The sequence below is a fragment of the Flagellimonas sediminis genome, from assembly GCF_010500845.1.
Classification (GTDB): Bacteria; Bacteroidota; Bacteroidia; order Flavobacteriales; family Flavobacteriaceae; genus Flagellimonas; species Flagellimonas sediminis.
In genome coordinates this window covers 445,763-469,355 of sequence record NZ_JAAAMI010000001.1, presented here as the reverse complement: position 1 = coordinate 469,355, position 23,593 = coordinate 445,763, and the positions used below count along the sequence as shown (strand labels likewise).

The 23,593-nt window shown below is 43.1% G+C and carries 23 protein-coding genes and 1 tRNA gene; 15 read left to right on the top strand and 9 right to left on the bottom strand.

The genetic code is table 11. The features are described from left to right. Positions 1 to 3: 3 nt before the first annotated feature. Positions 4 to 861, bottom strand: coding sequence for an MBL fold metallo-hydrolase (locus tag GTK07_RS02035; protein WP_163632532.1), 858 nt, complete (start codon positions 859 to 861; stop codon positions 4 to 6). Between the two features lie 241 nt (positions 862 to 1,102). Between GTK07_RS02035 and GTK07_RS02030 the strand changes: the two genes are divergently transcribed. Then, positions 1,103 to 2,944: a cation:proton antiporter gene (locus tag GTK07_RS02030; protein WP_163632530.1), complete on the top strand. Its 1,842-nt coding sequence runs from the start codon at positions 1,103 to 1,105 to the stop codon at positions 2,942 to 2,944. Here the strand turns inward: GTK07_RS02030 and lepA are convergent. Continuing rightward, positions 2,941 to 4,737, bottom strand: coding sequence for a translation elongation factor 4 (lepA, locus tag GTK07_RS02025; RefSeq protein ID WP_163632528.1), 1,797 nt, complete (start codon positions 4,735 to 4,737; stop codon positions 2,941 to 2,943). The genes GTK07_RS02030 and lepA overlap by 4 nt on opposite strands. A gap of 149 nt (positions 4,738 to 4,886) precedes the next feature. Here lepA and GTK07_RS02020 point away from each other — a divergent pair, with 149 nt between their 5' ends. Next, positions 4,887 to 7,307: an outer membrane beta-barrel family protein gene (locus GTK07_RS02020; RefSeq protein WP_163632526.1), complete on the top strand. Its 2,421-nt coding sequence runs from the start codon at positions 4,887 to 4,889 to the stop codon at positions 7,305 to 7,307. Between the two features lie 51 nt (positions 7,308 to 7,358). After that, a complete protein-coding gene (dusB, locus tag GTK07_RS02015; protein WP_163632523.1) occupies positions 7,359 to 8,351 on the top strand; it encodes a tRNA dihydrouridine synthase DusB in 993 nt (330 codons plus the stop codon). On the opposite strand, the gene GTK07_RS02010 is transcribed toward dusB, so the two are convergent. Beyond that, a complete protein-coding gene (locus tag GTK07_RS02010; RefSeq protein ID WP_163632521.1) occupies positions 8,348 to 9,553 on the bottom strand; it encodes an ABC transporter permease in 1,206 nt (401 codons plus the stop codon). The two genes, dusB and GTK07_RS02010, sit on opposite strands and share 4 nt — an antisense overlap. Positions 9,554 to 9,555: 2 nt before the next feature. Then, positions 9,556 to 9,951, bottom strand: coding sequence for a 30S ribosome-binding factor RbfA (gene rbfA / locus GTK07_RS02005; RefSeq protein WP_163632519.1), 396 nt, complete (start codon positions 9,949 to 9,951; stop codon positions 9,556 to 9,558). Between the two features lie 105 nt (positions 9,952 to 10,056). Here rbfA and mce point away from each other — a divergent pair, with 105 nt between their 5' ends. From mce to GTK07_RS01985, 4 genes are all read left to right on the top strand, one after another. After that, positions 10,057 to 10,464: a methylmalonyl-CoA epimerase gene (gene mce, locus GTK07_RS02000; protein WP_163632517.1), complete on the top strand. Its 408-nt coding sequence runs from the start codon at positions 10,057 to 10,059 to the stop codon at positions 10,462 to 10,464. Between the two features lie 59 nt (positions 10,465 to 10,523). After that, positions 10,524 to 10,600: transfer RNA gene (locus GTK07_RS01995), tRNA-Ile, on the top strand. 247 nt (positions 10,601 to 10,847) lie between these two features. Then, positions 10,848 to 11,117: a helix-turn-helix domain-containing protein gene (locus GTK07_RS01990; protein WP_163632515.1), complete on the top strand. Its 270-nt coding sequence runs from the start codon at positions 10,848 to 10,850 to the stop codon at positions 11,115 to 11,117. Positions 11,118 to 11,125: 8 nt separating this feature from the next. Next, positions 11,126 to 11,401: a hypothetical protein gene (locus GTK07_RS01985; RefSeq protein ID WP_163632513.1), complete on the top strand. Its 276-nt coding sequence runs from the start codon at positions 11,126 to 11,128 to the stop codon at positions 11,399 to 11,401. 212 nt (positions 11,402 to 11,613) lie between these two features. Here GTK07_RS01985 and GTK07_RS01980 read toward each other — a convergent pair whose 3' ends face one another. Both GTK07_RS01980 and GTK07_RS01975 read right to left on the bottom strand, forming a co-directional pair. Further along, positions 11,614 to 12,417 (bottom strand): nucleotidyl transferase AbiEii/AbiGii toxin family protein, encoded by an 804-nt coding sequence (locus GTK07_RS01980; protein ID WP_163632511.1) that lies wholly within the window; start codon positions 12,415 to 12,417, stop codon positions 11,614 to 11,616. Beyond that, positions 12,417 to 12,737: a DUF6922 domain-containing protein gene (locus GTK07_RS01975; RefSeq protein ID WP_163632509.1), complete on the bottom strand. Its 321-nt coding sequence runs from the start codon at positions 12,735 to 12,737 to the stop codon at positions 12,417 to 12,419. Before GTK07_RS01975 ends, GTK07_RS01980 begins: the two co-directional genes overlap by 1 nt. A gap of 785 nt (positions 12,738 to 13,522) precedes the next feature. Between GTK07_RS01975 and GTK07_RS01970 the strand changes: the two genes are divergently transcribed. From GTK07_RS01970 to GTK07_RS01945, 6 genes are all read left to right on the top strand, one after another. Then, entirely contained in the window at positions 13,523 to 13,900 is a 378-nt protein-coding gene (locus tag GTK07_RS01970; RefSeq protein WP_163632507.1) for a plasmid mobilization protein, read from the top strand. A 5-nt stretch (positions 13,901 to 13,905) separates the two neighbouring features. Then, positions 13,906 to 16,206: a relaxase/mobilization nuclease domain-containing protein gene (locus GTK07_RS01965; RefSeq protein WP_163632505.1), complete on the top strand. Its 2,301-nt coding sequence runs from the start codon at positions 13,906 to 13,908 to the stop codon at positions 16,204 to 16,206. Between the two features lie 320 nt (positions 16,207 to 16,526). Continuing rightward, positions 16,527 to 16,787 carry a hypothetical protein gene (locus GTK07_RS01960; protein ID WP_163632503.1) on the top strand — a complete coding sequence of 87 codons (261 nt, stop codon included), beginning with the start codon at positions 16,527 to 16,529 and terminating at the stop codon, positions 16,785 to 16,787. Between the two features lie 18 nt (positions 16,788 to 16,805). Next, the gene (locus tag GTK07_RS01955; RefSeq protein WP_163632501.1) at positions 16,806 to 17,279 is read left to right on the top strand and encodes a hypothetical protein; all 474 of its coding nucleotides are present in this window, start codon (positions 16,806 to 16,808) and stop codon (positions 17,277 to 17,279) included. Beyond that, positions 17,251 to 17,508, top strand: coding sequence for a hypothetical protein (locus GTK07_RS01950; RefSeq protein WP_163632499.1), 258 nt, complete (start codon positions 17,251 to 17,253; stop codon positions 17,506 to 17,508). Before GTK07_RS01955 ends, GTK07_RS01950 begins: the two co-directional genes overlap by 29 nt. A 121-nt stretch (positions 17,509 to 17,629) precedes the next feature. Next, positions 17,630 to 17,899, top strand: coding sequence for a hypothetical protein (locus tag GTK07_RS01945; protein WP_163632497.1), 270 nt, complete (start codon positions 17,630 to 17,632; stop codon positions 17,897 to 17,899). 1,470 nt (positions 17,900 to 19,369) lie between these two features. Here GTK07_RS01945 and GTK07_RS01940 read toward each other — a convergent pair. Continuing rightward, the gene (locus GTK07_RS01940) at positions 19,370 to 19,600 is read right to left on the bottom strand and encodes a helix-turn-helix domain-containing protein (protein WP_163632494.1); all 231 of its coding nucleotides are present in this window, start codon (positions 19,598 to 19,600) and stop codon (positions 19,370 to 19,372) included. Positions 19,601 to 19,826: 226 nt separating this feature from the next. On the opposite strand from GTK07_RS01940, the gene GTK07_RS01935 reads away from it, so the two are divergent. Together GTK07_RS01935 and GTK07_RS01930 are read left to right on the top strand one after the other, a co-directional pair. Then, positions 19,827 to 19,988, top strand: a complete 162-nt coding sequence (locus GTK07_RS01935) for a hypothetical protein (protein WP_163632492.1) — start codon at positions 19,827 to 19,829, stop codon at positions 19,986 to 19,988. Between the two features lie 277 nt (positions 19,989 to 20,265). Further along, a complete protein-coding gene (locus GTK07_RS01930) occupies positions 20,266 to 20,511 on the top strand; it encodes a DUF6922 domain-containing protein (protein WP_163632490.1) in 246 nt (81 codons plus the stop codon). Positions 20,512 to 20,687: 176 nt separating this feature from the next. Here GTK07_RS01930 and GTK07_RS01925 read toward each other — a convergent pair whose 3' ends face one another. Both GTK07_RS01925 and GTK07_RS01920 read right to left on the bottom strand, forming a co-directional pair. Next, positions 20,688 to 22,841, bottom strand: a complete 2,154-nt coding sequence (locus GTK07_RS01925; protein ID WP_163632488.1) for a T9SS type A sorting domain-containing protein — start codon at positions 22,839 to 22,841, stop codon at positions 20,688 to 20,690. 5 nt (positions 22,842 to 22,846) lie between these two features. Further along, positions 22,847 to 23,443: a hypothetical protein gene (locus GTK07_RS01920; RefSeq protein WP_163632486.1), complete on the bottom strand. Its 597-nt coding sequence runs from the start codon at positions 23,441 to 23,443 to the stop codon at positions 22,847 to 22,849. Positions 23,444 to 23,593: the final 150 nt, after the last annotated feature.

Sequence of the window (23,593 nt, the reverse complement as noted above, 5' to 3'; positions counted from 1 at the left end):
TGTTCAGAATAATTCATTGAAGGTGAAAACGGTATCCAACCGGGCACCCTTATCGGTTTTTTGCAGGGAACAGATTTCGTTGTGGGCATCGTGTTCAAAGAACAAAAGCCAATTGTTTTCCACGGCACTGCTTAAAAATTTCTCTTTTTCGGTCAGGGTAAGTAAGGGTCTTGTGTCGTATCCCATCACATAAGGTACAGGAAGATGGCCCACCGTTGGGATCAAATCGGCCACAAAGACCAAGGATTTGCCTTTATAGTTGATTTTGGGAAGCATTTGCTTTTCGGTATGGCCATCCATAAAATGGATTCCAAATCCCAATTCGGATTTTTCCAAGTAGTGAGCTCCCTTTCTGTTTATAAAATGTAGTTGACCGCTTTCTTGCATAGGCAATAGGTTTTCCTTTAAAAAGGAAGCCTTTTCCCGGGCATTGGGCTTGGTGGCCCACTCCCAGTGCTCCTCATTCGTCCAAAAGCGGGCATTTTTAAAAGCGGGCTCATACCCTGTCCGGTCTTTGTTCCACTGAATACTTCCGCCACAATGGTCAAAGTGCAGGTGCGTCAAGAAAACATCCGTAATGTCATTCCGATGAAACCCTGCCTTTTGCAAGGAACCATCCATGGTGTGGTCTCCCCACAAATAATAATATCCAAAGAATTTGTCGGATTGTTTGTTTCCCATACCATTATCGATCAAAATCAGTCGATCACCATCTTCGATCAAAAGACAGCGGGCAGCAATATCAATCATGTTGTTGGCATCTGCGGGATTGGTCTTGTTCCAAATGGATTTAGGTACCACACCGAACATGGCACCACCGTCCAATTTGAAATTACCGGTTTCTATGGGATAAATTGTCATTTAGAAAACAAAATGGCATGCAAAATAAGAAAAGCGACATCCAAATGCCTTAAAAATGAGATTTAATTGGCCGTATTTTAACAAAAACGGGACAAGTAACCTGTCCCGATATGGTCTTCGCGGGAATTATGCCTGCACAACTTGAATTTTGGGCCCTGTTTATCACAAAAAAGGGGTGGCGCGTATTGCGTCAAAAGCAAAATCTAAAAGAAAAGCAGTAAATTTCCACAAAACAAAGACAATGCTCGAACTTGCAGGAATCGTTATTCTTGGCATTATTGCTCAATGGGTGGCCTGGCGGTTTAAAATCCCCGCCATTTTGCCCCTAATACTTATCGGTCTGTTGGTAGGGCCCATTGCCACTTTGTTTACGGAAGATGGATCAAAGCTTATAGAGCCTATTTGGAACGGAACCCAAGGCCTTTTTCCAGGGGAAGGGCTTTATTACTTTGTGTCATTGGCCATTAGCGTAATCCTTTTTGAAGGTGGACTTACCCTTAAGCGGGCCGAAATATCGAACGTAGGGCCTGTAATTTCCAAATTGATCACCATTGGTACGGTGGTCACCTTCTTTGGGGCCGGTGTTGCGGCCCATTATATTTTTGGACTTTCGTGGCAGATTTCGTTTCTGTTTTCCGCGTTGATCATTGTAACGGGACCCACCGTAATCACACCGATTTTAAGGAACATTCCCCTAAAAAAGGATGTTTCTGCGGTGTTGAAATGGGAGGGTATCCTTATCGATCCCATTGGGGCCTTGGTGGCGGTATTGGTGTTCGAGTTTATCAGCGTAGGGGAAGGACAGGCCTATACGCAAACGGCCCTGATCGAGTTTGGTAAAATCATTCTGTTTGGAACCACTTTTGGTTTCACCTTCGCCCACGCCTTGGCCTTTGCCATTAAAAAAGATTTTATTCCGCATTATTTGTTGAATGTGGTTTCCCTTTCTGCCGTACTTCTGGTTTTTGTGGAGTCGGATGTTTTTGCGCACGAATCCGGATTATTGGCCGTAGTGGTCATGGGAATGGTGTTGGGCAACATGAACTTGCCCAACTTAAAGGAACTGCTTTATTTCAAGGAATCGTTGAGCGTATTGTTGATTTCCATCCTGTTTATTCTATTGGCGGCCAATATCAACATTGGGGACATGGAGTTGATCTTCAACTGGAACTCGGTGGCGCTTTTTGCGATAATAGTTTTCCTAATCAGGCCATTGGGTGTTTTTTTGAGCGCACAAGGTTCCAATTTAAAATTTAATGAAAAGCTTTTTATAGGATGGGTGGGCCCTCGTGGGATCGTTGCCGCTGGTATTGCCTCTTTATTTGGGTCGAAACTGATGTTGAGGGGAGAGGCAGGAGCCGAATATATTACGCCATTGGTGTTCATGATCGTCTTGGGAACGGTTTTGTTGAATGCGACCACGGCCAGATTATTTGCAAAACTGGTAGGGGTGTTCTTGACCAAATCCGAGGGTATTTTGATCATTGGTGCTTCCAAACTATCGCGGCTGATTGCCAATTACCTTAAGAAGAACAACAGGCACGTAGTGTTGATAGATAACAACCAGGCCAATGTGGACAAGGCCAAAAGATTAGGTCTAGAGGCCATTACCGCAAACATATTCTCGGATACGCTCACGGACAATATTGAATTGAACGATATGGGTTATCTGATGGCCCTGACAGGCAACTCGGACATCAACAAATTTGCGATCCGAAAGTTTCAAAAACAATTTGGGGAGAACGGCGCGTTCCGTTTGGTGAACACGGAAGAGGTGAACGACCCGGACAACAATCCGAAAGAGGGACTTTTCTCGCACACGGATGATTTTATTCAATTGATGGATACGGTAAGGAAACATCCCACCATCCACGAAATTGATCTGAAGGATAAAAAGCACTACGACAGCCTTATTGACCTAACCCTAAAGGACAGCGATATTGTGCCCTTATTTACAAAGGCTCCTGGTGGTAGTATTGATATCATCCCCGCAAACAGCAAAGATTTTGTGCCGAAAGGAGATGGTTTCAAATTGGTGTATCTAGGAAAAATGATCGACCCCGATGAGGATGACCAAGATTAATCGTTCAGCTTCAGAACTGCCATAAATGCCTGTTGCGGAATTTCCACGTTTCCTACCTGGCGCATACGTTTTTTACCCTTTTTCTGCTTCTCCAAAAGTTTACGTTTACGGGAAATATCCCCACCATAACATTTGGCGGTAACGTCTTTTCTTAGGGCTTTGATGGTTTCACGGGAAATAATCTTGGCCCCAATGGCAGCTTGGATCGGAATATCGAATTGCTGTCTCGGGATAAGCTCCTTCAACTTCTCGCACATTTTTTTCCCAATGTTGTGGGCATTGTCAAAATGGACCAAAGCGGAAAGGGCGTCAACAGGTTGGGCGTTCAAAAGAATATCTACCCTTACTAATTTGGAAACCCTCATACCTATCGGAGAGTAATCGAACGAAGCATACCCTTTGGAAACGGTTTTCAAACGGTCGTAAAAATCAAATACGATCTCCGCCAATGGCATGTCGAAGTTCAACTCCACACGCTCGGTGGTCAAATAGGTCTGATTGGTAATTTGCCCCCGTTTATCAATACAAAGTGACATTACGTTCCCCACAAAATCGGATTTGGTAATAATCGTTGCTTTAATGTATGGTTCTTCTACCCGGTCCAAGGAAGAAGGATCCGGAAGATCCGAAGGGTTGTTCACGATGATTGGCGTTTCCTTGTCCTTTGTGGAAAAGGCGTGATAGCTTACGTTGGGCACAGTCGTGATCACCGTCATATCGAACTCGCGCTCCAAACGTTCCTGGATGATTTCCATGTGTAGCATACCCAAGAAACCACAACGGAAGCCAAATCCCAAGGCGGCACTGCTTTCTGGCGTGAACACTAAAGAGGCATCATTGAGTTGTAATTTTTCCATGGAGGAGCGTAGCTCTTCAAAATCCTCATTATCAACAGGATAAATACCTGCAAATACCATAGGTTTTACGTCCTCGAAGCCTTCAATGGCATTTTTGGTAGGGTTGGCCGCGTCCGTAATGGTATCACCCACTTTCACTTCACGGGCATCCTTTATACCGGTGATCAGATAGCCCACATCGCCAGCGGATATCTTGTTTTTGGGTACCTGGGTAAGCTTTAAGGTTCCGATCTCATCGGCTTCATAGGCCCTACCTGTGGCCACGAATTTGATTTTTTGTCCTTTTCGGATTTCCCCGTTTATTACCCTAAAATAAGTCTCTACACCTCTAAATGGATTGTATACAGAGTCAAAAACCAAGGCCTGTAACGGTTCGTCAACGGAACCTTTGGGAGCTGGAATCCGCTCAATGATGGCCTTTAGGATTTCTTCGATACCGATACCCGTTTTGGCACTGGCAGGAATTACCTCCGAAGCTTTACAGCCCAATAGGTCCACAATGTCGTCCGTAACCTCTTCTGGGTTGGCACTGGGAAGGTCCACTTTGTTCAGCACGGGAATGATTTCCAAATCATTTTCCAAGGCCAGGTATAGGTTGGATATGGTTTGGGCCTGAATACTTTGTGCTGCATCTACCACCAAAAGGGCACCCTCACAGGCGGCGATGGACCGTGATACTTCATAGGAAAAATCCACGTGTCCGGGAGTATCGATCAGGTTAAGGATATAGGTTTCACCTTCGTACACGTATTCCATCTGTATGGCATGGCTTTTAATGGTGATGCCACGTTCGCGTTCCAGGTCCATGTTATCCAACAATTGGTCCTGCTTTTCACGTTCGGTAACGGAGCCCGTAAAATCCAACAAACGGTCGGCCAAGGTACTCTTACCGTGGTCAATATGTGCAATGATGCAAAAATTTCTGATGTTTTTCATATAACAAAACCTATCCTTAAAAAGGGTCTAAGCAACTGCAAATATAGTTGTTTTAACTGCCCACAATGGGTTTTTTGAAAATAAGAAAACCAAGGGGTTATATCGCTCAAAAATAATTTCTTAGATTTGAGGTTCAACCCCAACCTTTCATGAAGCAAACCACCTACATTGTTTTATTGGTGATTTTGACGGCAAACGCATTGAGCGGACAAACCTTTAAGATTTCAGGTAAGGTTGTTGATGAGCAGGACCAAATTATTCCCTTCGCGAACATTCTACTTTTAAAAGCAGCGGATACCACATTTGTTAAGGGTACTTCAGCAGACGATAATGGGTTTTTTACCCTGCTGGATGTGGAACCCAACCTGTATTTGCTCCAAGCAAGTTATGTGGGGAGAGGTTCTGAACCACGGGCTTTGGATATCAAGACCGATGTTTCCCTAGGCGCTTTGATCATTCCCTTAGAAACCAACGAACTCGATGAGGTGGTGGTCACCGCACAGCGTCCGAAACTGCAAAAATTGCCAGACAGACTGGTCTTCTCGGTTGAAAACACCGTGGTTTCACAGGGAACGTCATGGGATATCCTCAAAAGTACGCCAGGGGTGATCGTCAACCAAGAGGAACTCATGATTCGTGGGCAAAATGCAACGGTATACCTGAACGACAGAAAGGTGCAACTTTCAGGACAAGAGGTTCGGGATTTATTACAAGGACTATCAGGCGCCAACATCAAATCCGTGGAAGTGATTGCCAACCCACCGGCAAGTTATGATGCCGAAGGCGGTCCTATTTTGAATATCGTCACCAGTAAAAATATCATTCCGGGTTACAAAGGAAGCGTCAACGGCACTTATACGCAGGCCGTGTTCCCCAAATTCAGCATGGGGACCAGCCATTATTACAAAACGGACAAATTGCATCTGTTCGCCAACTATACCATCAACCCACAAAAAGAATTGCGAAAAACAACCAAGGGCATCCATTTTATGGATGATACCAACACCGTTTTTTCGGAATGGGATACGAATTACAATCAAATAAACAAGTCCCAATCCCAAAATGGTAGTTTTATTTTGGACTATGATTTTGATGAACGAAACAGTTTGAATTTTACTTCCAATCTCCTGTTCAATCTGGACCAAGACCAGCATACAAATCTTAATAATGAAATGCTTAACGGGTCGGGACAGTTGGATTCTACTTTTACCACCCAGAACATGGCCAATTTGGACAATACCAATTTGGCTTTTGATTTGAGCTATGTGCACAAATTGAAAAAGCCCGGCGCCCGATTGAGTGCGAACGGACATTACACCTACTTCAATGGGAAGTCGCTCCAAAACTTGGGCTCGGATTATTTTGATACCAACGGCGTTTTTTTACGGGAATTCGGATTTGATTCCGATTCGGAGCAGGACATCCAGATTTTCACTGGGCAGTTGGATTATTCCACACCAATAGGAAATGCCTCCTTCGAGACCGGGGCCAAGATATCTTCCATTAACTCCAAAAGCAATGTGGATTTCTTCAATTTTACAGGTTCGAGCAATACGGTGGATGCATCCTTATCGGACAGATACACGTATGATGAAAATGTGTATGCTGCCTACTTGAGCTTTGTGAAGAATTGGGAAAAATGGTCGATGAAGTTGGGCGTACGTGGAGAACTGACAGAGGCCGAAGGCACGTCCTTGACGTTGAACCAAGTCAATACCCAAGACTTTTTTGAACCGTTCCCCTCCGTCTACTTACTATACTCCCCTTCGGACAAGCACAGTTTTTCCTTTGATTATGGACGAAATGTGAACCGTCCCAAATACAATGACCTGAACCCTTTTCGGTTTTTCTTCAATGAAAACGACTATGAGCAGGGGAATCCAAGGTTGACCCCAAGTTTCAGCAACAATTTCAACTTTAACTATACCCTCAACAGCGAGTATTTCTTCGATGTCTATTACCGCGACAATGGAAGCAATATTGCCTACTTGGTCTTTCAAGATAATGATAATCAGACTTTGGTAGAACTGAAGCAAAATGTGTTGGACAGCAAATCGTACGGGTTGGATTTTACCTTGAGCAAATCCCTCATGTCATCATGGTTTGTGTATGCCTACACATCCCTTTTTCATGAAGAAGAGACCTTTTTGGCCGCCCAAAGCGGCAATGTGGAATTTACCAACGAAGTAAACGGGGTATATGCCTATTTGGGCAACTATTTAACCTTGTCCAAAGACGGCACGTTTACCGGAGAAGTCGCCGCCACCTATATTTCAAAGTTCCTGTTCGGGTCCTATGTTTCCGATGAGCAGTTCAACTTGACCTTGGGATTGCGTAAAACGCTCTTCAAAAATAAAATCATCCTTTCTTTGGCGGCCGAGGATATTCTGGAAAAATACGTGCCCACTTATCGTTCCCAATATTTGAACCAAGATAATTTTTACCGAAGAAGGCCCGAAACCCAGTTCATCCGCTTCGGATTTACCTACAATTTTGGAAACTTCCGATTGGAGGACAACCAACGCGGAATAGACAAAAAGGAACGCGACCGACTACAATCGCAACAGTAATATGCTGATTTTGGGTTATTTTGTATTTTTGCAGTCCAAAAAAAGAAGCATTTGCCCAAAATAGGTAACATAGAACTCCCGGATTTTCCACTTCTTCTTGCTCCCATGGAAGATGTGAGCGACCCTCCTTTCCGTGCATTGTGCAAGGAACAAGGTGCTGACGTGGTGTACACAGAGTTCATTTCTTCCGAAGGATTGATCCGTGATGCGGCCAAAAGTGTCCTCAAGTTGGACATTTATGAAAAGGAACGCCCAGTGGGCATCCAAATATTCGGGGCGGAGCTCGATTCCATGTTACAAGCAGTGGATATTGTGGAGCAATCCAATCCTGATATCATCGATATCAATTTTGGGTGTCCAGTAAAAAAGGTAGTTTGTAAAAATGCCGGTGCCGGAATTCTTAGGGATATTCCGCTCATGGTAAAACTAACCGAAGAAATTGTAAAACGCACCAAATTACCGGTAACCGTCAAGACCCGTTTGGGTTGGGATGCCAATTCCATAAAAATTGTTGAGGTGGCGGAACGGTTGCAGGATGTAGGCATTAAGGCTATTTCCATCCATGGACGTACCAGAGTGCAAATGTACAAGGGAGAGGCCGACTGGAGACCGATTGCCGAAGTGAAGAACAACCAGCGCATGCAGATTCCCGTTTTCGGAAATGGGGATGTGGACACGCCGGAAGCAGCCTTGAAAATGAGGGATGAATTTGGTTTGGACGGTGCCATGATCGGTAGGGCCAGTATCGGGTATCCGTGGTTCTTCAAAGAGGTGAAACACTTTTTTGAAACCGGCAAGCATTTGGATCCCCCAAGCATGCCGGAACGTGTAGATGCTGCCCGGAGACACCTTCAAATGGCCATCGATTGGAAAGGTGAAAAATTGGGTGTATTTGAGACCCGAAGACATTATACCAATTACTTCAAGGGCATTCCGCACTTTAAGGAATACCGAGCTAAAATGGTGACCAGTGATGATGCGGTGAACGTTTTTGCCGCTTTTGATGAGGTGCTCGAAAAATTTGGGGACTTTCAGTTCGCCTAAATCGATATCAATTTTTTGGAAATCCTACTGCTGGCAATCTTTGCGGAGATAAAGCCCAAGACCACAATGGTACCCATCACGATGAATAGGTTCATCACACTATATTCAACAGGATAGGCTAGGGACGGCGTAATTTTCAGCCATCCGAACAGCAATTGGGAAATGATGAGCAACGAACCGATCAACACTCCGATAAGTCCACCAAAAGAAGTGACCAGCAAACCTTGGATAAAATAGATCCGCCGCAATTCTTTAATGGTGGTGCCCAAACTGAACAGCGTTTTGGAGTTTTGTTGTTTGTCCAAGATCATCATGATGATGGCCCCCACCACATTGAACAAGGCAATGATCAAAACCAGGGTAAAAATGAGGTAAGTGGCCAAATTTTCGGTGTTCAACATGCGGTAAAGCGAATTGTTCTGTTCCCTTCGGGATAGCACAAAAACTTTGTCGCCCAACACCGTTTTAATAGCTTCCCTAACAGCCTCCACATCGGCTTTTTCCTCCAATTTAAAATTGATGCCAGAAACTTCGGTGCTATCCTTACGCAACAAATTTTGTACTAGGGGAAGCTGAGTGAACACATACTTTTTATCCAGATTTTCTTCAATGGCATACACACCGCTCACCGTAATAGGAAGGTCATCATAAGGCTTGGAATTGAACCCCTGTTGTGAAAGGGAGCCCTTGCCCGGTTTGGGGACCAATACTTCCAAAGGCTGACGATTGTTGGTGGGAACACCCAATAAGTTGTAGATACCGATACCGATAACGCCCTCAAATTCTGAATTGCCCCAATCGCCCCAATACAAGGTGCTATCCACCCCGGTCACGGAGCGGTAATTTTCGTCCACACCTTTAATATAGGCAATGGTACTTTTATCCTTATAGGAGAGATAGGCCCGTTCTTCCAGTTCTTTGGCATAATTGGCCAATCCTGGAATATCTTTCAGTTGATTTTGTTCCGCTTCGGAAAGCGAAAACACTTTACCCGTGGTGGGCAAGGCTTTCAGATCGGGGTCGAAGGTGTTGGAAAAAGAAAGGCTAAATGTTTTGAGTCCCGCAAAGGCCGAAAGCACAATGAACAAGGCCGCCGAACCGATGACAATGACCAAAAACGTAATAAAATTGATGATGTTCACCGCATTTTGGCTGCTCTTGGATCTCAGGTAGCGTTTAGCGATGTAAAGCGGAAAGTTCAAGATTAGGCTTTCTTACGTTTATCGAGCAAGTCCCTGTTTTCGATTGGATTTTCTTCGCCCTTGAGCGATTTCTCGATATTGTCGATGTATTCCAAGGAATCATCCAGATAAAAATTAAGTTCTGGAACCCTTCTCAACTGGTGTTTGGTACGTTGGGCCAATTCATGACGGATGCCCACCTGACCGGCCTTGATGCCTTCCAGCAGGGCTTTGCCATCCTTGTTCGGAAAAATGCTCACATAAACCTTGGCCAAGGATAGGTCTACGGTCACGGAAACCTTGGAAACAGAGATCAAGGTTCCCTTCAGGCCGCTATCGGTAGTGGCCCGCTGTAGGATGTCGGCCAAATCTTTTTGAATGACCCCTGCAATTTTCTTCTGTCTTTGTGTTTCCTCCATGGTGCAAAAATAAAGGAATTCCTGACTAACCTCACAAAAGGAATGGATTACAGTCCGTAATTTTGGAGAAAAGCAGCTATTTTGTGAACCAAACCAAGGGTTAAAATGGAAAAAATAGAACATATCGGCATTGCGGTAAAAGATTTGGAGGCATCCAACCCATTGTTTGCTAAATTGTTGGGGGTACCTCAATATAAAATGGAAGAAGTGGCCACGGAAGGGGTTAGAACATCCTTTTTTATGTCGGGGCCCAATAAAATTGAGTTGTTGGAAGCCACCAATCCCGATAGTCCCATTGCCAAATTTTTGGAAAAGAAGGGTGAGGGGATCCATCATGTGGCCTTTGCTGTGGATGATATTGTTTCGGAAATCGCCAGATTAAAACAGGAAGGCTTCCAAATTTTGAACGAAACCCCCAAAAAGGGAGCGGACAACAAGCTGGTTGCCTTTTTGCACCCGAAGGGCACCAATGGGGTTTTGGTGGAACTTTGCCAAGAAATAAAAGAAGGCTAGGTCGGTTAAAACCTTGCGGTGTAGAAAAATAAACACTAATATTGCATCCGCAAAATGCGGGTCCTATAGCTCAGTTGGTTAGAGCACCTGACTCATAATCAGGGGGTCCCTGGTTCGAGCCCAGGTGGGACCACCAATAAATCAAGCAGTTACAAGAATTCGTAACTGCTTTTTTGTTTCATCAGCGTGCTTTCAGCGTGCTTTTTTACATCAAATTAACCTCATTTTCCTTACTTATTTTGTTTCGGGAACTGTTTTTTGGTCGCAACCGATAATTGAAACCCTACACTATCGGTTTCTACATGTGTAATTGGGATGAATATCAGGAAAGTGTGGAAATCTGACCAATTTTTCCGATATTGTCGTTCAACCAATCCATCAATATGCAAGTCGTCTGCCTACAAGAAGAAGCTTTTTATGCCCTGTTTGAAAAAGTGATCGAGCATGTGGAGGCCAAAAGAAGGGACAAGCCGGACAAATGGATCGACGGAGAGGAGGCCATGCATATCCTCAGAATAAAATCCACGACCACTTTACAGAAACTAAGGGACGAAGGAAAGATCAGATATACCCAGCCCCAGAAGAAAATAATACTCTATGACCGTGATTCCCTGAACGACTATCTTGAACGTCACGCCCATGAAACCTTTTAAATACGAATATGGAAAACAAAGTTGACAAAAAGTATATCAGGGAATTCAACCTTGGCTACGAAATGGCCAAGGAACTGAAATTGGAAAGACCCATGCTCCAAGGTCAGGATATTTCCCAGGCACCACCGGACAATCCGGTGCATGCAGGAATGTTTCAATATTTCAAGGAAGTGGCCCTTTCCAAAAGTAAAGACCTTGATAAATCTGTAAATTCATCAAAAAATGAATTGAAGGAGGATAGCAAGGGAAAAGGCAAAAATAAGGATGAGGGTTTGTCTCTTTAGACAGGAGAGGTTCAAATCAATTGGCCATTCAAGTTTCCATCCGTTGACATGGAACAAGCACATTTTTCAACATATCTTTTGATTTTGACACTATGATGATACAATTTAATGTTCATTCAGTTCCTTTCCCCCATGACATTTATTTATATCATCAAATAAACATATGTATAAATGTGTCTCGTCTTAGAACACAATAAAATCATTGGAACTCATCATAACCCCATCCCCCTATCCTTTCTTCTGGCAGGGGTGATCTTCTGTGGAGTGACTTTTAACCCTACTTGTTCCGCAAGCTCTCTGACCTTGGTTTCCCATAACCTGGCCACATTGACAAAGGTTGTATAGATTTTGAGAGAGTTCTTGGTCAGGATGATCTGGTTCCCTCCCATGGACAAGTCCTTGGCATTGTTGAAATTTATCAAACGGCCAAGGTCATTGACCAAATCATTCGCCCCTTCAAACCCTTCCTTGTCGAATATGTTCCTGTTCTCAAACCCTCGAAAGGCTGTCTTTCTCCTCAAATATTGATGAAAGATTTCATAAAGGTCATAATGCTCGCTCAATAGGATTAGGTCGTACAAATCCTTTCGTGTACCCCGATTGGCCATGGACTCCAACTTGAGCGGGGCTATGTCCAAATCATCTATCAAGCGGATGCCGTCGACAATTTGTACTCTTTGGAGCAATTTTAGGTTCTGGATAACATCCAATTTTACTTGATACTCTTCCTTTTGGAGTATCCCGGTAATCCAAGAAAATTGATCGCTCTCCCTGTTGTTGATGACCAATTTCGATTCAGGGTACAATTTGGAAAGTTCCAAATGGATTTCACAGATTCTATCGATACCAGCTATATCGCCGCTGAACAAATCAATATCAACGGAGACCCTATGATCGTACTTGATGGCCAGATTGGTCCCCCCGCCCAAATGGAAGCCTTCCAAAAAAGGCAGCTCCATCAGTTCTTTTATAAGACCATAAAGCGGTTCGGGAACACCCTGTCGTTTCCCTCCCATCAAAACGATCTATAATATAAAAAATCCTTCTTGGGAATATTATACCTGGAAGATAGGATATCGAACACCTCGTTTGAACGGATATCCCTGTGGGCCCTTGCATGTCTTTTGATCTTCCCTATGGGGTAGATTTCCTCCAATTTGTCCAGTGTACCGGGAATATTGGACCATCTCAAGATCCTGTCGATGATAAATCCGGCGTTCTTTTTCAAAAAGATGCGGTTGGGGTCCACGTCCCAAAAGAGTCCTTTTTCAAATATCCCTTCTATGGATTTGTCCCCTTTGATGCTCAGATCGATATGTACGCTTCTTTTTTCCACTTCAATACAAAGTTAAGACATTATTATATAACGCAATACATGTGCCAATCTTTCCATTTCACAGAAAAACCCATTGCGTTGAGTTGGGTGCAAAAAACAGGCATGGTATACCACCTCGCCGGAAAAATGAGCACAGCGAAGCAACCAACAAAATATTGAGCTACAACCTAATACAATGAAATATTTGGTGATCCAAATTTGCCATTTTTAGTGGTTCTCATTATCCGTTCCATCCAGATCGGCAAAAACTTGGGCATAGCGAGCGAATTTGTTTGTATATGCAGCGGCAAGTTGTATTCATTGCTTTGTTGGGGGGTTCAACTTGTTCAGTGAAGTATACTAGTTCTGCTAAAGGAAACTACCCAAGTCCCCTGCGGAAGTCGGTCGACCCTGCTCGAAAACCTCCCGTGCGACCATGCTTGGCAGGGGCGCATTAGGTCGGCTATTTTTCGCGTTCCTTCCCGACATCCTCGGTGCCGCCCAAAAGCACAAGCGGCGAAAGGCCGCTTGCCCTTTTCTCTCCCTGCCCACAAAAAACAGACACGTTTTTCCTATCTTTTTTGTGACTGTACAATTCCCATATTGGACCATTTAAAAATGCTTCCTGTACCCATTTGGCTCTATATAAACCAATATGATTTATTGACATAAAACATTGATTTTTAATTGCTTATATTCAAAATCAATCGCTTATATTTATCCGTGGAACGGATTGCAAGTTGTATTCTAAGTAACTCAGAATTGTCTACTTCTGCCGAAGTGTTTTCGCTAAAAAAACAGCTAAAATGGAACAAAGGAAAAAAGGCCGGAAACGATTGGGAAAAAGGAAGCGGAACCATAACATAATGTTGCGTTTCAACGATAGGGAATATGAAAAATTGAGATCCATCTGCGAATCCTACCATCTGGACATCTCGCAACGGGGAACCATAAGCCCCCTGTTGAGAAGGTTGGTCCTGAACGGCCAAATGGAGGAAAAGGAGAGGCTCCCGAACATCTCGAACCTTTCCTACCATTTGAACAGGATAGGGAACAACATCAACCAATTGGTCAAACTGGCCCACCATAAAAATTTGAGAAGCCCGAACAGTACCTTGGAAATCGAGATCGGAAAGACCAACGAACTACTGCGTTCACTCATTGAGATCATGGAAGAAAATTAGATAGGATGATAGGGAGGATATTATATCGGGAAAACTGCCAAGGAATATTGAACTATGTGTTTGGCAAAAAAGGAATGAGCATCCTTGGTTATGGGAATATGTGCTCTCAGGATATATCACAAAGATTCTTCGGGAATGTACTCCATTTTCAAGGGCAGCGCAATGCCACCAAAAACCGCTATGCCCACATCACCTTGAACCTTCCCCATGGCGAACATCTTGATGACAAAGCCTTCCATGAGTTATCGGAGGAATATATGGAACAAATGGGCTATGGGGAACAACCCTATGTAGTGGTCAGGCATAACGACACCAAGCACGAGCATGTCCATATCGTGACAACCAATGTGGACGAAGTGGGAAAGGTCATCGGGATCTTCAATAGCCATCGAAGGAACATGGCCACCCAGCGCCATCTTGAAAAAAAGTATGGCCTATCCCCTTCCCCTAGGGCAAAACAGGAAAGGGAACTTCCCCTTTATAGACTGCCCGAATTACAGTTTGGCATGGACCATGCACAGGGAACAAAGTTCTACTTACAGGATGTGCTCAACGGTATCCTCCAAAAACACAAGGTGCGGAGTTTTGAAGAACTGGAAAGACTGGTGAAGCCCTATTATATCGAGATAAAGCAGACCAAAAGCGGATCAGGTAGGATAGGGGTCTTGTACGGACTGGACAACCAAAATGGATGCCGGACAAGGTTAATCAACGGTTCCACGGTACACCGAAACCTGAGCGGCCCAAAGCTCCAAAAAGTATTCGATGCCCATTCCCGTTCAAAGTTGTTGCCCATGCACCGGAAACGCCTGCTGAAACAGATAGGGACCACCTATGCCCTTTTCAAGACCATCCGCCCGAACGAACTGGCCGATGTGCTCAAGGAATATCAGGGCATCGACATAAAGTTGGACAAGAAAGGAGATGTCTTCAAAGGATACACTATTTATGACAAATCAGGATATGTATTTACCGAAAGAGAGCTGGGTCAAAGCCTAAGAATGCGGAACCATTTGGACATTTTCGGCAAGGGCGATGCACATACGGAAATCGATATCGAAAGCAAACAGTTCAAACTGGAAATCCAAAAACGGATAAAGGAGGCTTTTTATGCATCTTATTTAAAATCCAAAAAACAAAAAGGGCTACTTTCGGAGTACATAGCGACAAAAAACTTACGGGATGTTCTTCCAGAACTAACAGCATCCGAAAAGTACCGATTCTTGGAGCGATGCATTCCAAACAATCAAAAAGTACTGTTCAAGAAAGCGATTCAAAATACGTTTCCAATTGTCAGGAACAGATTAGCCGTGCTGGAAACGAGAAAGGAAAAGGAAACCCTCGAAGGCAAGTTCAGACTCATTGGCAATATATTGGAAAAGGGCATTTTCGATGTGGATGCCAAAGGGGGAAGGGTTCAGTATTTGTTCCAAGCATTGGGAGTGGAATACCGTGATGACCGATTGTACTTTTCGAATTCCAATAAACATTCGGTTCCCGTTGTTTTGGGGAACCTACCATCTCCCAAGGACATGGAGAAATATGTGTCCACGGGTTTTGTCCACCAGAACCATTTGCTGTTGGAAATGTTGACGGTACAGGATCCCGACAATGGTTCCAAGTTGACGCCATCAGCCTTTTTCTTGCCCATGGTCTTTCCGAAGCTTTTCGAACGGATGCATCCCGTTCACAGACAACGATATGAACATGCTGCTCTGGCATCCTATCTGAAACATGCCGAACGGATGCACGCCCCATTCGAGAAATGCGCCAAGGACTATTTTTCCCTTTTCAACGCCAAGGGTTTCTATTTTGTAAAGGGGGAAAACGGCTTCGAGGTCAAGTCCATTTATACGGACAAAGCAACAAGTTATATATTGCCCAAAAGGACAGACCTTTATTTAAGTTCCATCCCTAACTTGTCAGAAACATTAAAAGGACAGCAAGCCGTTATCAACGGTTTGTTAAAGAAAGGAAGGTACGATCTAAAAAACCTATGGGCAGGTCATATGATGGAATTGGAATTGTATGAGAGGGTCGCCTTTATGTTGACATCGGAAAAGGTATACCCGAACTTACAACATGATATTATGCAACACCACATGGACAAGGGACTTCGGGAAACCTTACATAGGGCCATGGAAAGAAAAACCAGCATCCAACAGAACCGTTTGCTCAGGAAAGATCTCTACGCAATCAGTTCATTGTTGGGCAACAGGGACAAAGAACAAGAGGAGTTCTTTAACGGATTCAGGGACGAACTGACCGATTGGTCAAAACATAAGGGCAAGGGAGTTTCATTATAAATCTGGATAGATGCTATTTAAAAAAGAAAGAATACAAGCATTGAAGGTGTCAATTGCTTAACTTTAATTGTTGTTCAACGGGTGTTTGTATCCGAAATCAGCAAAAATGGGTAATTTACACAAATGGTTGTATGCCTATTTGAGGATTGCCCCATTAGTGCATTTGTCAGCTAGGATGTGAGGGTAACAACCAAGGCCAAGCAGAACAACCCCAAAAAGGAATCGTTCATTATTGCCCCTGATGGAAGGCTGAAAAAACTATGCAATACATGACAATGTCTTATTGATATAAATGGACCATGACAGGCTTAAAATTTAATATGCCGAAGATTTGGCCAATGCTACCGTTGTGGTTGGAAGGAAAACAGGACAATATGGACAATATAGATAGGTTTATGGATATTCAAGACATCAAAAAAATGCCAGTGACCAAGCGGATGCAACTGGTCCAGGACATTTGGGATTCCCTTGAGAGCGAGACCAGAGAGGTGGGCGGCCCGATCAAAAAGGAACTTGATAGTGGGCCAGAGGGTTCCAAAAAAAAGAGGGCAAAAAGGTTGGGAGCGGAGAAAAGAAAGTGAAAGGACACAATCGATAAATTGGGAAAAAGAATCAGGACATATCCAGAGATAAAGACGGGACAGCTTTGGAACGTCGATGGGGAAGTCTATGAGCTTGTCGATATGCGGGTCACCGCTGTGGAGTCACCCACCAAGTTTTTGACCTCCGCATTTTTCAGGAGCAAAGACCCATTGAGCGACAATCCCTTTTTTGAGGAAAAGGTCATAACGATCCTTTCAGACCCTGTTTTCAAAAGGCATATATTTGGCGGTAGAAGGGAACTAGAGGGATGGTTGGAAGGTGTGCCGGGAGGGATCAGCACCAGGCTCTACAACATTCTCAGGGGACTTTGCAACAGGGAGTTCAACGGCATGGAGGGCGATGTTTCCCCCTTTGAGCTCACCAAGGAGGCGTTCTTGGCACTGGACGGTGCCGGAAAGAAATCATGGGAAGAATTTGAGAGGGCAAAAAGACTACATCAAAATGAGAGCAGAAACGACAAAAGAACGTGAAAAATCATGGGAAGAAGAAAGTTTTGCCCAGGGCCTCAGGTTATATGCCGAGGCAATGGTGGACTATCTGGAGAAAAACGGAAACGTGGCGACCAGAGGGAAACTGGGTAAACTCTTTGACGATACCACAATGCAAAAGTTCCCAAGAACGCTCACAGGAAGAAACCTTTACGAAACCATAACGGGGTTAAAAAAAGAAGATATCGGGTACAGGGAAAATGAAAAATAAAGGCCGATAGGGGGGACGCCTGAAAAGCGCAATCGGCCGTTTATCCGTAATATCAAACTCTGGCAACAAATTTTTTTGTCAAATAGACAACCCGCAAGGCCTTCCAAGATAAATAAATATCATGCGAGTTCAAAGTACTTATGAAAAATTGTCGGTGTTCTTCACCAACACAAGGATCTGGAAGATCGAAGACCTTGATGCAGAGTTTGGGTTCCATCTCGTTTGTGAGGATTGGAACGAAAGCCATACAGGGTTTCCCAAATACGAGAAGGTAAAGATCAATTCCATCGATTGGAAGAACAGGACCCTTTGGGTTTCCATGGAAAAGAGGCAATTGAAGGAAATAGGGGAGAAGGCTATACTTGAACTGAAAAGAGCCTTGGAGCTATAGAACGATAATGCGGAAAATTGGACGATCAACTATTAAGGCCCGCATAGTATGGAAGGACATCAATAGATTTATCAAAGGATAGATGAAAAGGTTATATACTGATTGGAGCCCATGATCATTACAGCCCACTACACTGCCCCATCGTTGGTAAATTCTTTTCCAAAATTCACGCCCTTTTTGATCTTAAGGTACTCGGATTTATATTTGTTCCCATTCATCCAACTTTGAAACAGGAAAGCCAACAGTATAAACAAAGTGCTAAAGCTAAGAACAAAAAATAATACCATGATTTAATAAATGTGGTTATATATGTTTTGGAAACATAAAATCATCAAAGGTCACATTTATGGGTCTATTCCATAATTTCGCACCATTGATTTTTCAAAATATATCGGATTTCATTAAATAACTTTTCTTGGTTTATGAAAACGGTTCCATAAAACGACCGTCTTAGAGTACCATCCAAACCAATAAAATATGCCTTGATTTTAGTAACATTTTCCGTGACATTTTATGGTTTCGTAAAATAAGATTATACGGGACTATATGATTTACGGTTATGCCAAGGTTTCATTAGGGCTAGAAACTAAATCCATGGACCGATTAACTCTAAAAGGAGGCATGTGTATACAAGATGAATCAAATCTAAGATAACTAAACCAATTCTTTACCGTTCATCGAATAGTAATAATTATGCTTGTGGTGCTCCTGATTACCCTTTAGTTTAGAGCATCATTTTTAAAAAAAATCATTGTCTTTCGATGATATGTCCATTCCCCTGATTTATTGATACAGCAGCCTGCCGTCCCGTAACCGGAAAGTTTTTAATTGAATGAATTCATTTATCCGGGTCAGCTGTCGGGGGCGGGTTGCTTTTCTGTTTTACTTTCTGTATTCAGCCTATCCAATAAATAGGTAAGGGCGTTTATTGTATGGGAGAGCTGTTTCCTTTTCATGAATTGGAGCACTTTTGTCCTTTCCCTTTTCTTTATTAAGTTTTCCCTTAACTTATTGATTGCTGATTCATTGTACATACGCTCGGACATTAATTTTGAGCGCACTTGCCTTACTGTCTCTGTGTCTGTTTTGTTAATGGCCATATATTCATTAACGGACTATTTTGTATTATCTTATTGTAAATTTTTTCCCAGCACCCTTTTTTCGATGAACAGTATCTTGCTTGTTTGAACTTCAATCGTCCACAATTGATTGGATAAGGATGCGCGGAAAATCAAAAATTTGTGCGCAATCGGTTAGTTCATCCTGAATCCTTTTTGAAGAGGTGCTTATAAACGCCCAGGAATACAATGTTTACAACATCGGGAAGATTCCGATTCCTGTCATTGATTTCCTGGATGTCAAAGTAATGGATGTTTTAAGGAAGCCGAACTGATATTTGCTCTAAGGACCGCCAATCGGCATTTATCCTCCTTAGAGAGCTTAAAATTGAAAATTTTTGAAGAAGAATCCTTATTTGATACCCTTGAAAAAATCTTCAAGGCTAACATCATGAATTTTGAGAATCCTGATCAGGGTATTGATGGTAAAGTTCTCACCTGTCTCCATACGCCAATAGTTTTTACGGGGAAGACCATTCTCAACCGCAAAAGCTTCATAACTGGTATATCCGCTTTTGATTCTAAGCTCTTTGATACGGTCAGCAATGGCTTTCCTCTCCTCTATATAATTGGCTTTCTGCATGGGCGGAAAGTTGCAGAAAACGGCGGACACATATTACGTCATATATAGCGTGATATTTTCATTATATTTGTTGTTAGTTTATAGCCTTATAAAGACTTATAAAAAAGTAATGCCATTTCAGCCATCAGATGATTTTATAAAATATGTGTTTTGTTCCAATATGGAGGCCAAAGTTCTTTTCCAAGATTCGATAGAAACATTGATAGACTCCGAAAACTTAGATTTCATGGTCTTCAAAGTAGTGGACGGTAAAGTCAAAAACCTATCCGGTTACGATGAATGGTCTGAGATTATTGAAATAGACGAGACAACCTTTAAGAAACTACATTTAAACCTTTGCCAAAAAATGGGTAGGGTCGTAAGGACGAATTTTATGGATAATCCCTAAGCTTTTTAATCTTAACGGTTGTTCAGTTCATTTGAACTTTATCATTTATGAAGGAGACACCCTATTTAGACCATTTTTGATATATTCATAATCCAATACGATGTTGCGTTGTATCCTTCTTGTTTTCAATGGTCTATGATATGGGTTCCAGCACCCTGCGGGTGCTCTTTTGTGGAAAGGGAGAGAAAAGAAAATCAAGAAAATTGACGTTCAATCAGGATAACAGGATTACCAAAGACTTGAAAAATCTGTAAATTGCCATTAGAATCAAAGGAACTTGGAAAAGCAAAGACTCAATAAAGACTATTTGAACCCTACTACCTTTTGGGATGTGGACCCGAACCTTTTGGATACTGAAAAAGATAAGGATTTTATCATAGCAAGGGTACTCGAACGGGGTACGGACCCGGAAATCGGACTTATCGAATCGACATATTTGCAAAGGGAGATAATCTCGGCATTGGAAAAGACCAAAGAGGTCTCAAAAAAGACCCTTAATTTCTATAAAACGATTTCAATTTAAAGGCGCACGAATTGTAGCCGCCCCAATAAGGAACAAAGAAGGCCGCTTAAAGGGCTGATCAGGTGGATTTCAGGAGAAACCTTGGTGGTGTGGAGTGCTTTACCTACGATGTCAAATACTTACAAAAGAAAGAGGGGGCAATAAGCCCCCTCGTCATGCTTTTCCGCCATACACGGTTATTCGATGACCACGGTATGGGTCTCGTCCAATTCCTTTCCAACAATTTTTAAGAAATATATTCCCTTTGATAGTGAGGACACGTCCATTTTTATATCCTGTACCGGCCCTTCAAATGCCATTTCCTTAACTGGGTTTCCCGAAAAGTCCAACAATGTCAACGATACATCCTGAATATTGGTCAGGGTGTTTGATTCTAAAACATTCATACCTGAACCACTACTTTTTTCATCAAGGGCGATGTTTATTTCTGAATCTGAAGGGTTTGGATATACCACCAACTTGTGTCCGCCACCCCCAGAGCATTCCTCATAATAATAGGCTTGATCGGAACCACCACAACTGGCGACAACACCCAACGACGAGCTCCCTCCCTCGCATGGATACCTATGGCTAAAACTTCGCGAACTTGTGGTGCTTATCAGTTGATTGTTTATGTACCATCTAAAAGGAGCGGACCCCCCTGTTACGCTGCCAGAAACATAGATGGCACTTCCCTCCCATTCCACCGTGCCAATAGTAAGGTTCACACTTCCTGTGCTCAACACAAGGTTTTTTCTAATAGTGAAATCCACACCGCATCCATTCGTGATCCTGGCCTGGATCCACCCCGTAGTGCCCAGTCCCGAAAGCGAAAAGGTACATGGGTTGGAACCTTGGGAAGAATTTCTTGTAATATTGCTACTACTGCTCCAAGTGATGGTGGCCCCAGCGGGTAAATTTGTTATTGAATATGTTGAACCGCTGGCGCATGTAGTCGTAGGCCCGTTTATATAGGCACTTCTGGTCGTATTGGTTGTGTTGGCCCCCGTACCGCAAGGATCCAGCCAGTTACTCAGCCTTGTGTCATTGGTGCCCCCTCCAGCCCAGGACAGATTGAACCTTCCATATTCTGCCCTTGGTTGACTGCAATAGGACTGGGATAGATTATAATTCTGATTTCCGTGCAATTGTCCGACCACCCTTCTGTTCTGATTGAAAATTGGGGAACCCGAAGACCCATGTTCCACGACACCATCGTCAAAGTTGACTAACCACCTATTGTTCGCCCCGTTCCAGCTTGAAACCTGAAAGGCATTGTTTTCTATCGAAATTTTCATCATGTCGCCCGAAGGATGGTGGATGCCCGCCCCGCTTGTCGGGGTGTTGGCCCTTCTGTCCCAGCCGGCCCATGTTATCTCTTGATTTCCTACCGGCGATTCATCAAGCTCCATCAAGGAGAAGTCGGTTGGAAACCATGCCGCCCTAAATGTGGCATCGTTATAGGTATAGCCGGCCGAAGCGGTTCCCGAAGTGCAGCTTACCGATTTGAACTGGAACTTGAACATCCAATCTTCGGCTGCCGTTCTTTCTGCGGCGGTTATGGCTCCACTGTTGTTTGTGTCGATACAATGGAACGCACTAAGAAAATATGGCCGAAAGCTATTATTTGTTGACATTAATAGCGAACCACTACAATGTTCAAAACCACTGGACAAAAGGACCAGGCCCACGGCATCCGAAGAAGCGTCCCAAGCCCCGAAACATCCTATATTATTGTTACAGCTCTCCGATGCTCCCGGAGTACCGTTCAGCATTTCGCCGACCCCCCTATAACCATGCACCACCCGTTTAATGGTAAAATCCGATTTATTATCATTGTCCGGTTCCTTTAGGAACAATGTAACACGCTCTCCAGGAATGATGTCGGTCAAAAATACTCCCTTGTCCTTGTTGTTAAGGGAAGTTACGGGTCCATATACAACAGTGCCCTCTTCATTGAACGCAAACAATTCTGCTCCTTCTGCCAATTTCATTCCTTCCAACACAAAATTTATGGACAAGGCACCCTCTGAATAAAATTCCATCGACCATTCCCTGAACCCATCATTTACGCTCCAATCCCCATCCTTTAATTTAATATCAAGATCAAAGGGCTTGCCAAACCTAAAGGGTATATTTCTACCGGCATTTTTCCTGTCCTCAGCCAACATCTGTTGCGCGTCGAATTTTGGGAGGACATTACTTTTTTTAGGTTTAAAGTCGCTTTTAAGACCGAGGCCCATTTGTTTGCCGTTCCCGTCCGGAAAGTTTTTAGTTTCTACCTGGCTGAACAAAAAATTTGTAAAGCAAAACGACAATAATACGATGCATAAGCGTAAATGTGTTTTCATGGTTTTTAGTTTATGGTGAAAGTAATTTTGGGTTTAAAATCATTATTTGTGGATATTTCATTTTGTGAAACCGTAAATGAAAAATTCAAGTTGTGTTCTACATCGTATTCCCCAATTGGCAAATATTCATTGCTTTGCCCCTTACACAATGGATAGACCGGCTTTAATGATTTTGTCAAGATCCATGGACATGTGAGCTGGAAAGTTTCGCTCGGACCAATAACAATTTCTCTGGGCGCGTTGCTAAATTCACACCATGCCCCTGTCTGGGGCGTACCCATATTTTGTTGTTGGGATTTTTCCGTGACCCGGAAAAAGTGCTCGTCTATAATATTTTGCTTAATGATAATCGTATCCTTTGATGTATTCGTAAGGGCAAGGCTGAAAACTATGTTTTCACCTTCCTTAAATTGGGTTTTTGCGACGCCCATTGAATCCAATAAGCAGAATGCCAACTTTAGTTCCTCAATGGAACTTTCAGTGCAATTATCTACAGAGCGGACCTGAAAATCCTTTATACCCTCATTTTCATTCGAACAAGATATAATGCAAAAAATGAAAGCGACAATCAATGTCATGGTCAAATGGAATTTTGTTTTCATAGTGTTAATTTATTAATTGACTTATTATCAAGAGTTAATAATACATTATTATAAGATTAATCTTACACAAATTTTTTATTCTACTTAATAATGATACTTATTCACTGAGTTGGTTGCTCGCAGGATCGTCAACAAAATGTTATGTTTATT

What these genes read in the sequence shown, in the direction of transcription:
- GTK07_RS02035 (WP_163632532.1), bottom strand. Translation starts at nt 861, where the DNA reads ATGACAATTTATCCCATAGAAACCGGTAATTTCAAATTGGACGGTGGT.
- GTK07_RS02030 (WP_163632530.1), top strand. Translation starts at nt 1,103, where the DNA reads ATGCTCGAACTTGCAGGAATCGTTATTCTTGGCATTATTGCTCAATGG.
- lepA (WP_163632528.1), bottom strand. Translation starts at nt 4,737, where the DNA reads ATGAAAAACATCAGAAATTTTTGCATCATTGCACATATTGACCACGGT.
- GTK07_RS02020 (WP_163632526.1), top strand. Translation starts at nt 4,887, where the DNA reads ATGAAGCAAACCACCTACATTGTTTTATTGGTGATTTTGACGGCAAAC.
- rbfA (WP_163632519.1), bottom strand. Translation starts at nt 9,951, where the DNA reads ATGGAGGAAACACAAAGACAGAAGAAAATTGCAGGGGTCATTCAAAAA.
- mce (WP_163632517.1), top strand. Translation starts at nt 10,057, where the DNA reads ATGGAAAAAATAGAACATATCGGCATTGCGGTAAAAGATTTGGAGGCA.
- GTK07_RS01990 (WP_163632515.1), top strand. Translation starts at nt 10,848, where the DNA reads ATGCAAGTCGTCTGCCTACAAGAAGAAGCTTTTTATGCCCTGTTTGAA.
- GTK07_RS01985 (WP_163632513.1), top strand. Translation starts at nt 11,126, where the DNA reads ATGGAAAACAAAGTTGACAAAAAGTATATCAGGGAATTCAACCTTGGC.
- GTK07_RS01980 (WP_163632511.1), bottom strand. Translation starts at nt 12,417, where the DNA reads ATGGGAGGGAAACGACAGGGTGTTCCCGAACCGCTTTATGGTCTTATA.
- GTK07_RS01970 (WP_163632507.1), top strand. Translation starts at nt 13,523, where the DNA reads ATGGAACAAAGGAAAAAAGGCCGGAAACGATTGGGAAAAAGGAAGCGG.
- GTK07_RS01965 (WP_163632505.1), top strand. Translation starts at nt 13,906, where the DNA reads ATGATAGGGAGGATATTATATCGGGAAAACTGCCAAGGAATATTGAAC.
- GTK07_RS01960 (WP_163632503.1), top strand. Translation starts at nt 16,527, where the DNA reads ATGCCGAAGATTTGGCCAATGCTACCGTTGTGGTTGGAAGGAAAACAG.
- GTK07_RS01950 (WP_163632499.1), top strand. Translation starts at nt 17,251, where the DNA reads ATGAGAGCAGAAACGACAAAAGAACGTGAAAAATCATGGGAAGAAGAA.
- GTK07_RS01945 (WP_163632497.1), top strand. Translation starts at nt 17,630, where the DNA reads ATGCGAGTTCAAAGTACTTATGAAAAATTGTCGGTGTTCTTCACCAAC.
- GTK07_RS01940 (WP_163632494.1), bottom strand. Translation starts at nt 19,600, where the DNA reads ATGCAGAAAGCCAATTATATAGAGGAGAGGAAAGCCATTGCTGACCGT.
- GTK07_RS01935 (WP_163632492.1), top strand. Translation starts at nt 19,827, where the DNA reads ATGGTCTTCAAAGTAGTGGACGGTAAAGTCAAAAACCTATCCGGTTAC.
- GTK07_RS01925 (WP_163632488.1), bottom strand. Translation starts at nt 22,841, where the DNA reads ATGAAAACACATTTACGCTTATGCATCGTATTATTGTCGTTTTGCTTT.
- GTK07_RS01920 (WP_163632486.1), bottom strand. Translation starts at nt 23,443, where the DNA reads ATGAAAACAAAATTCCATTTGACCATGACATTGATTGTCGCTTTCATT.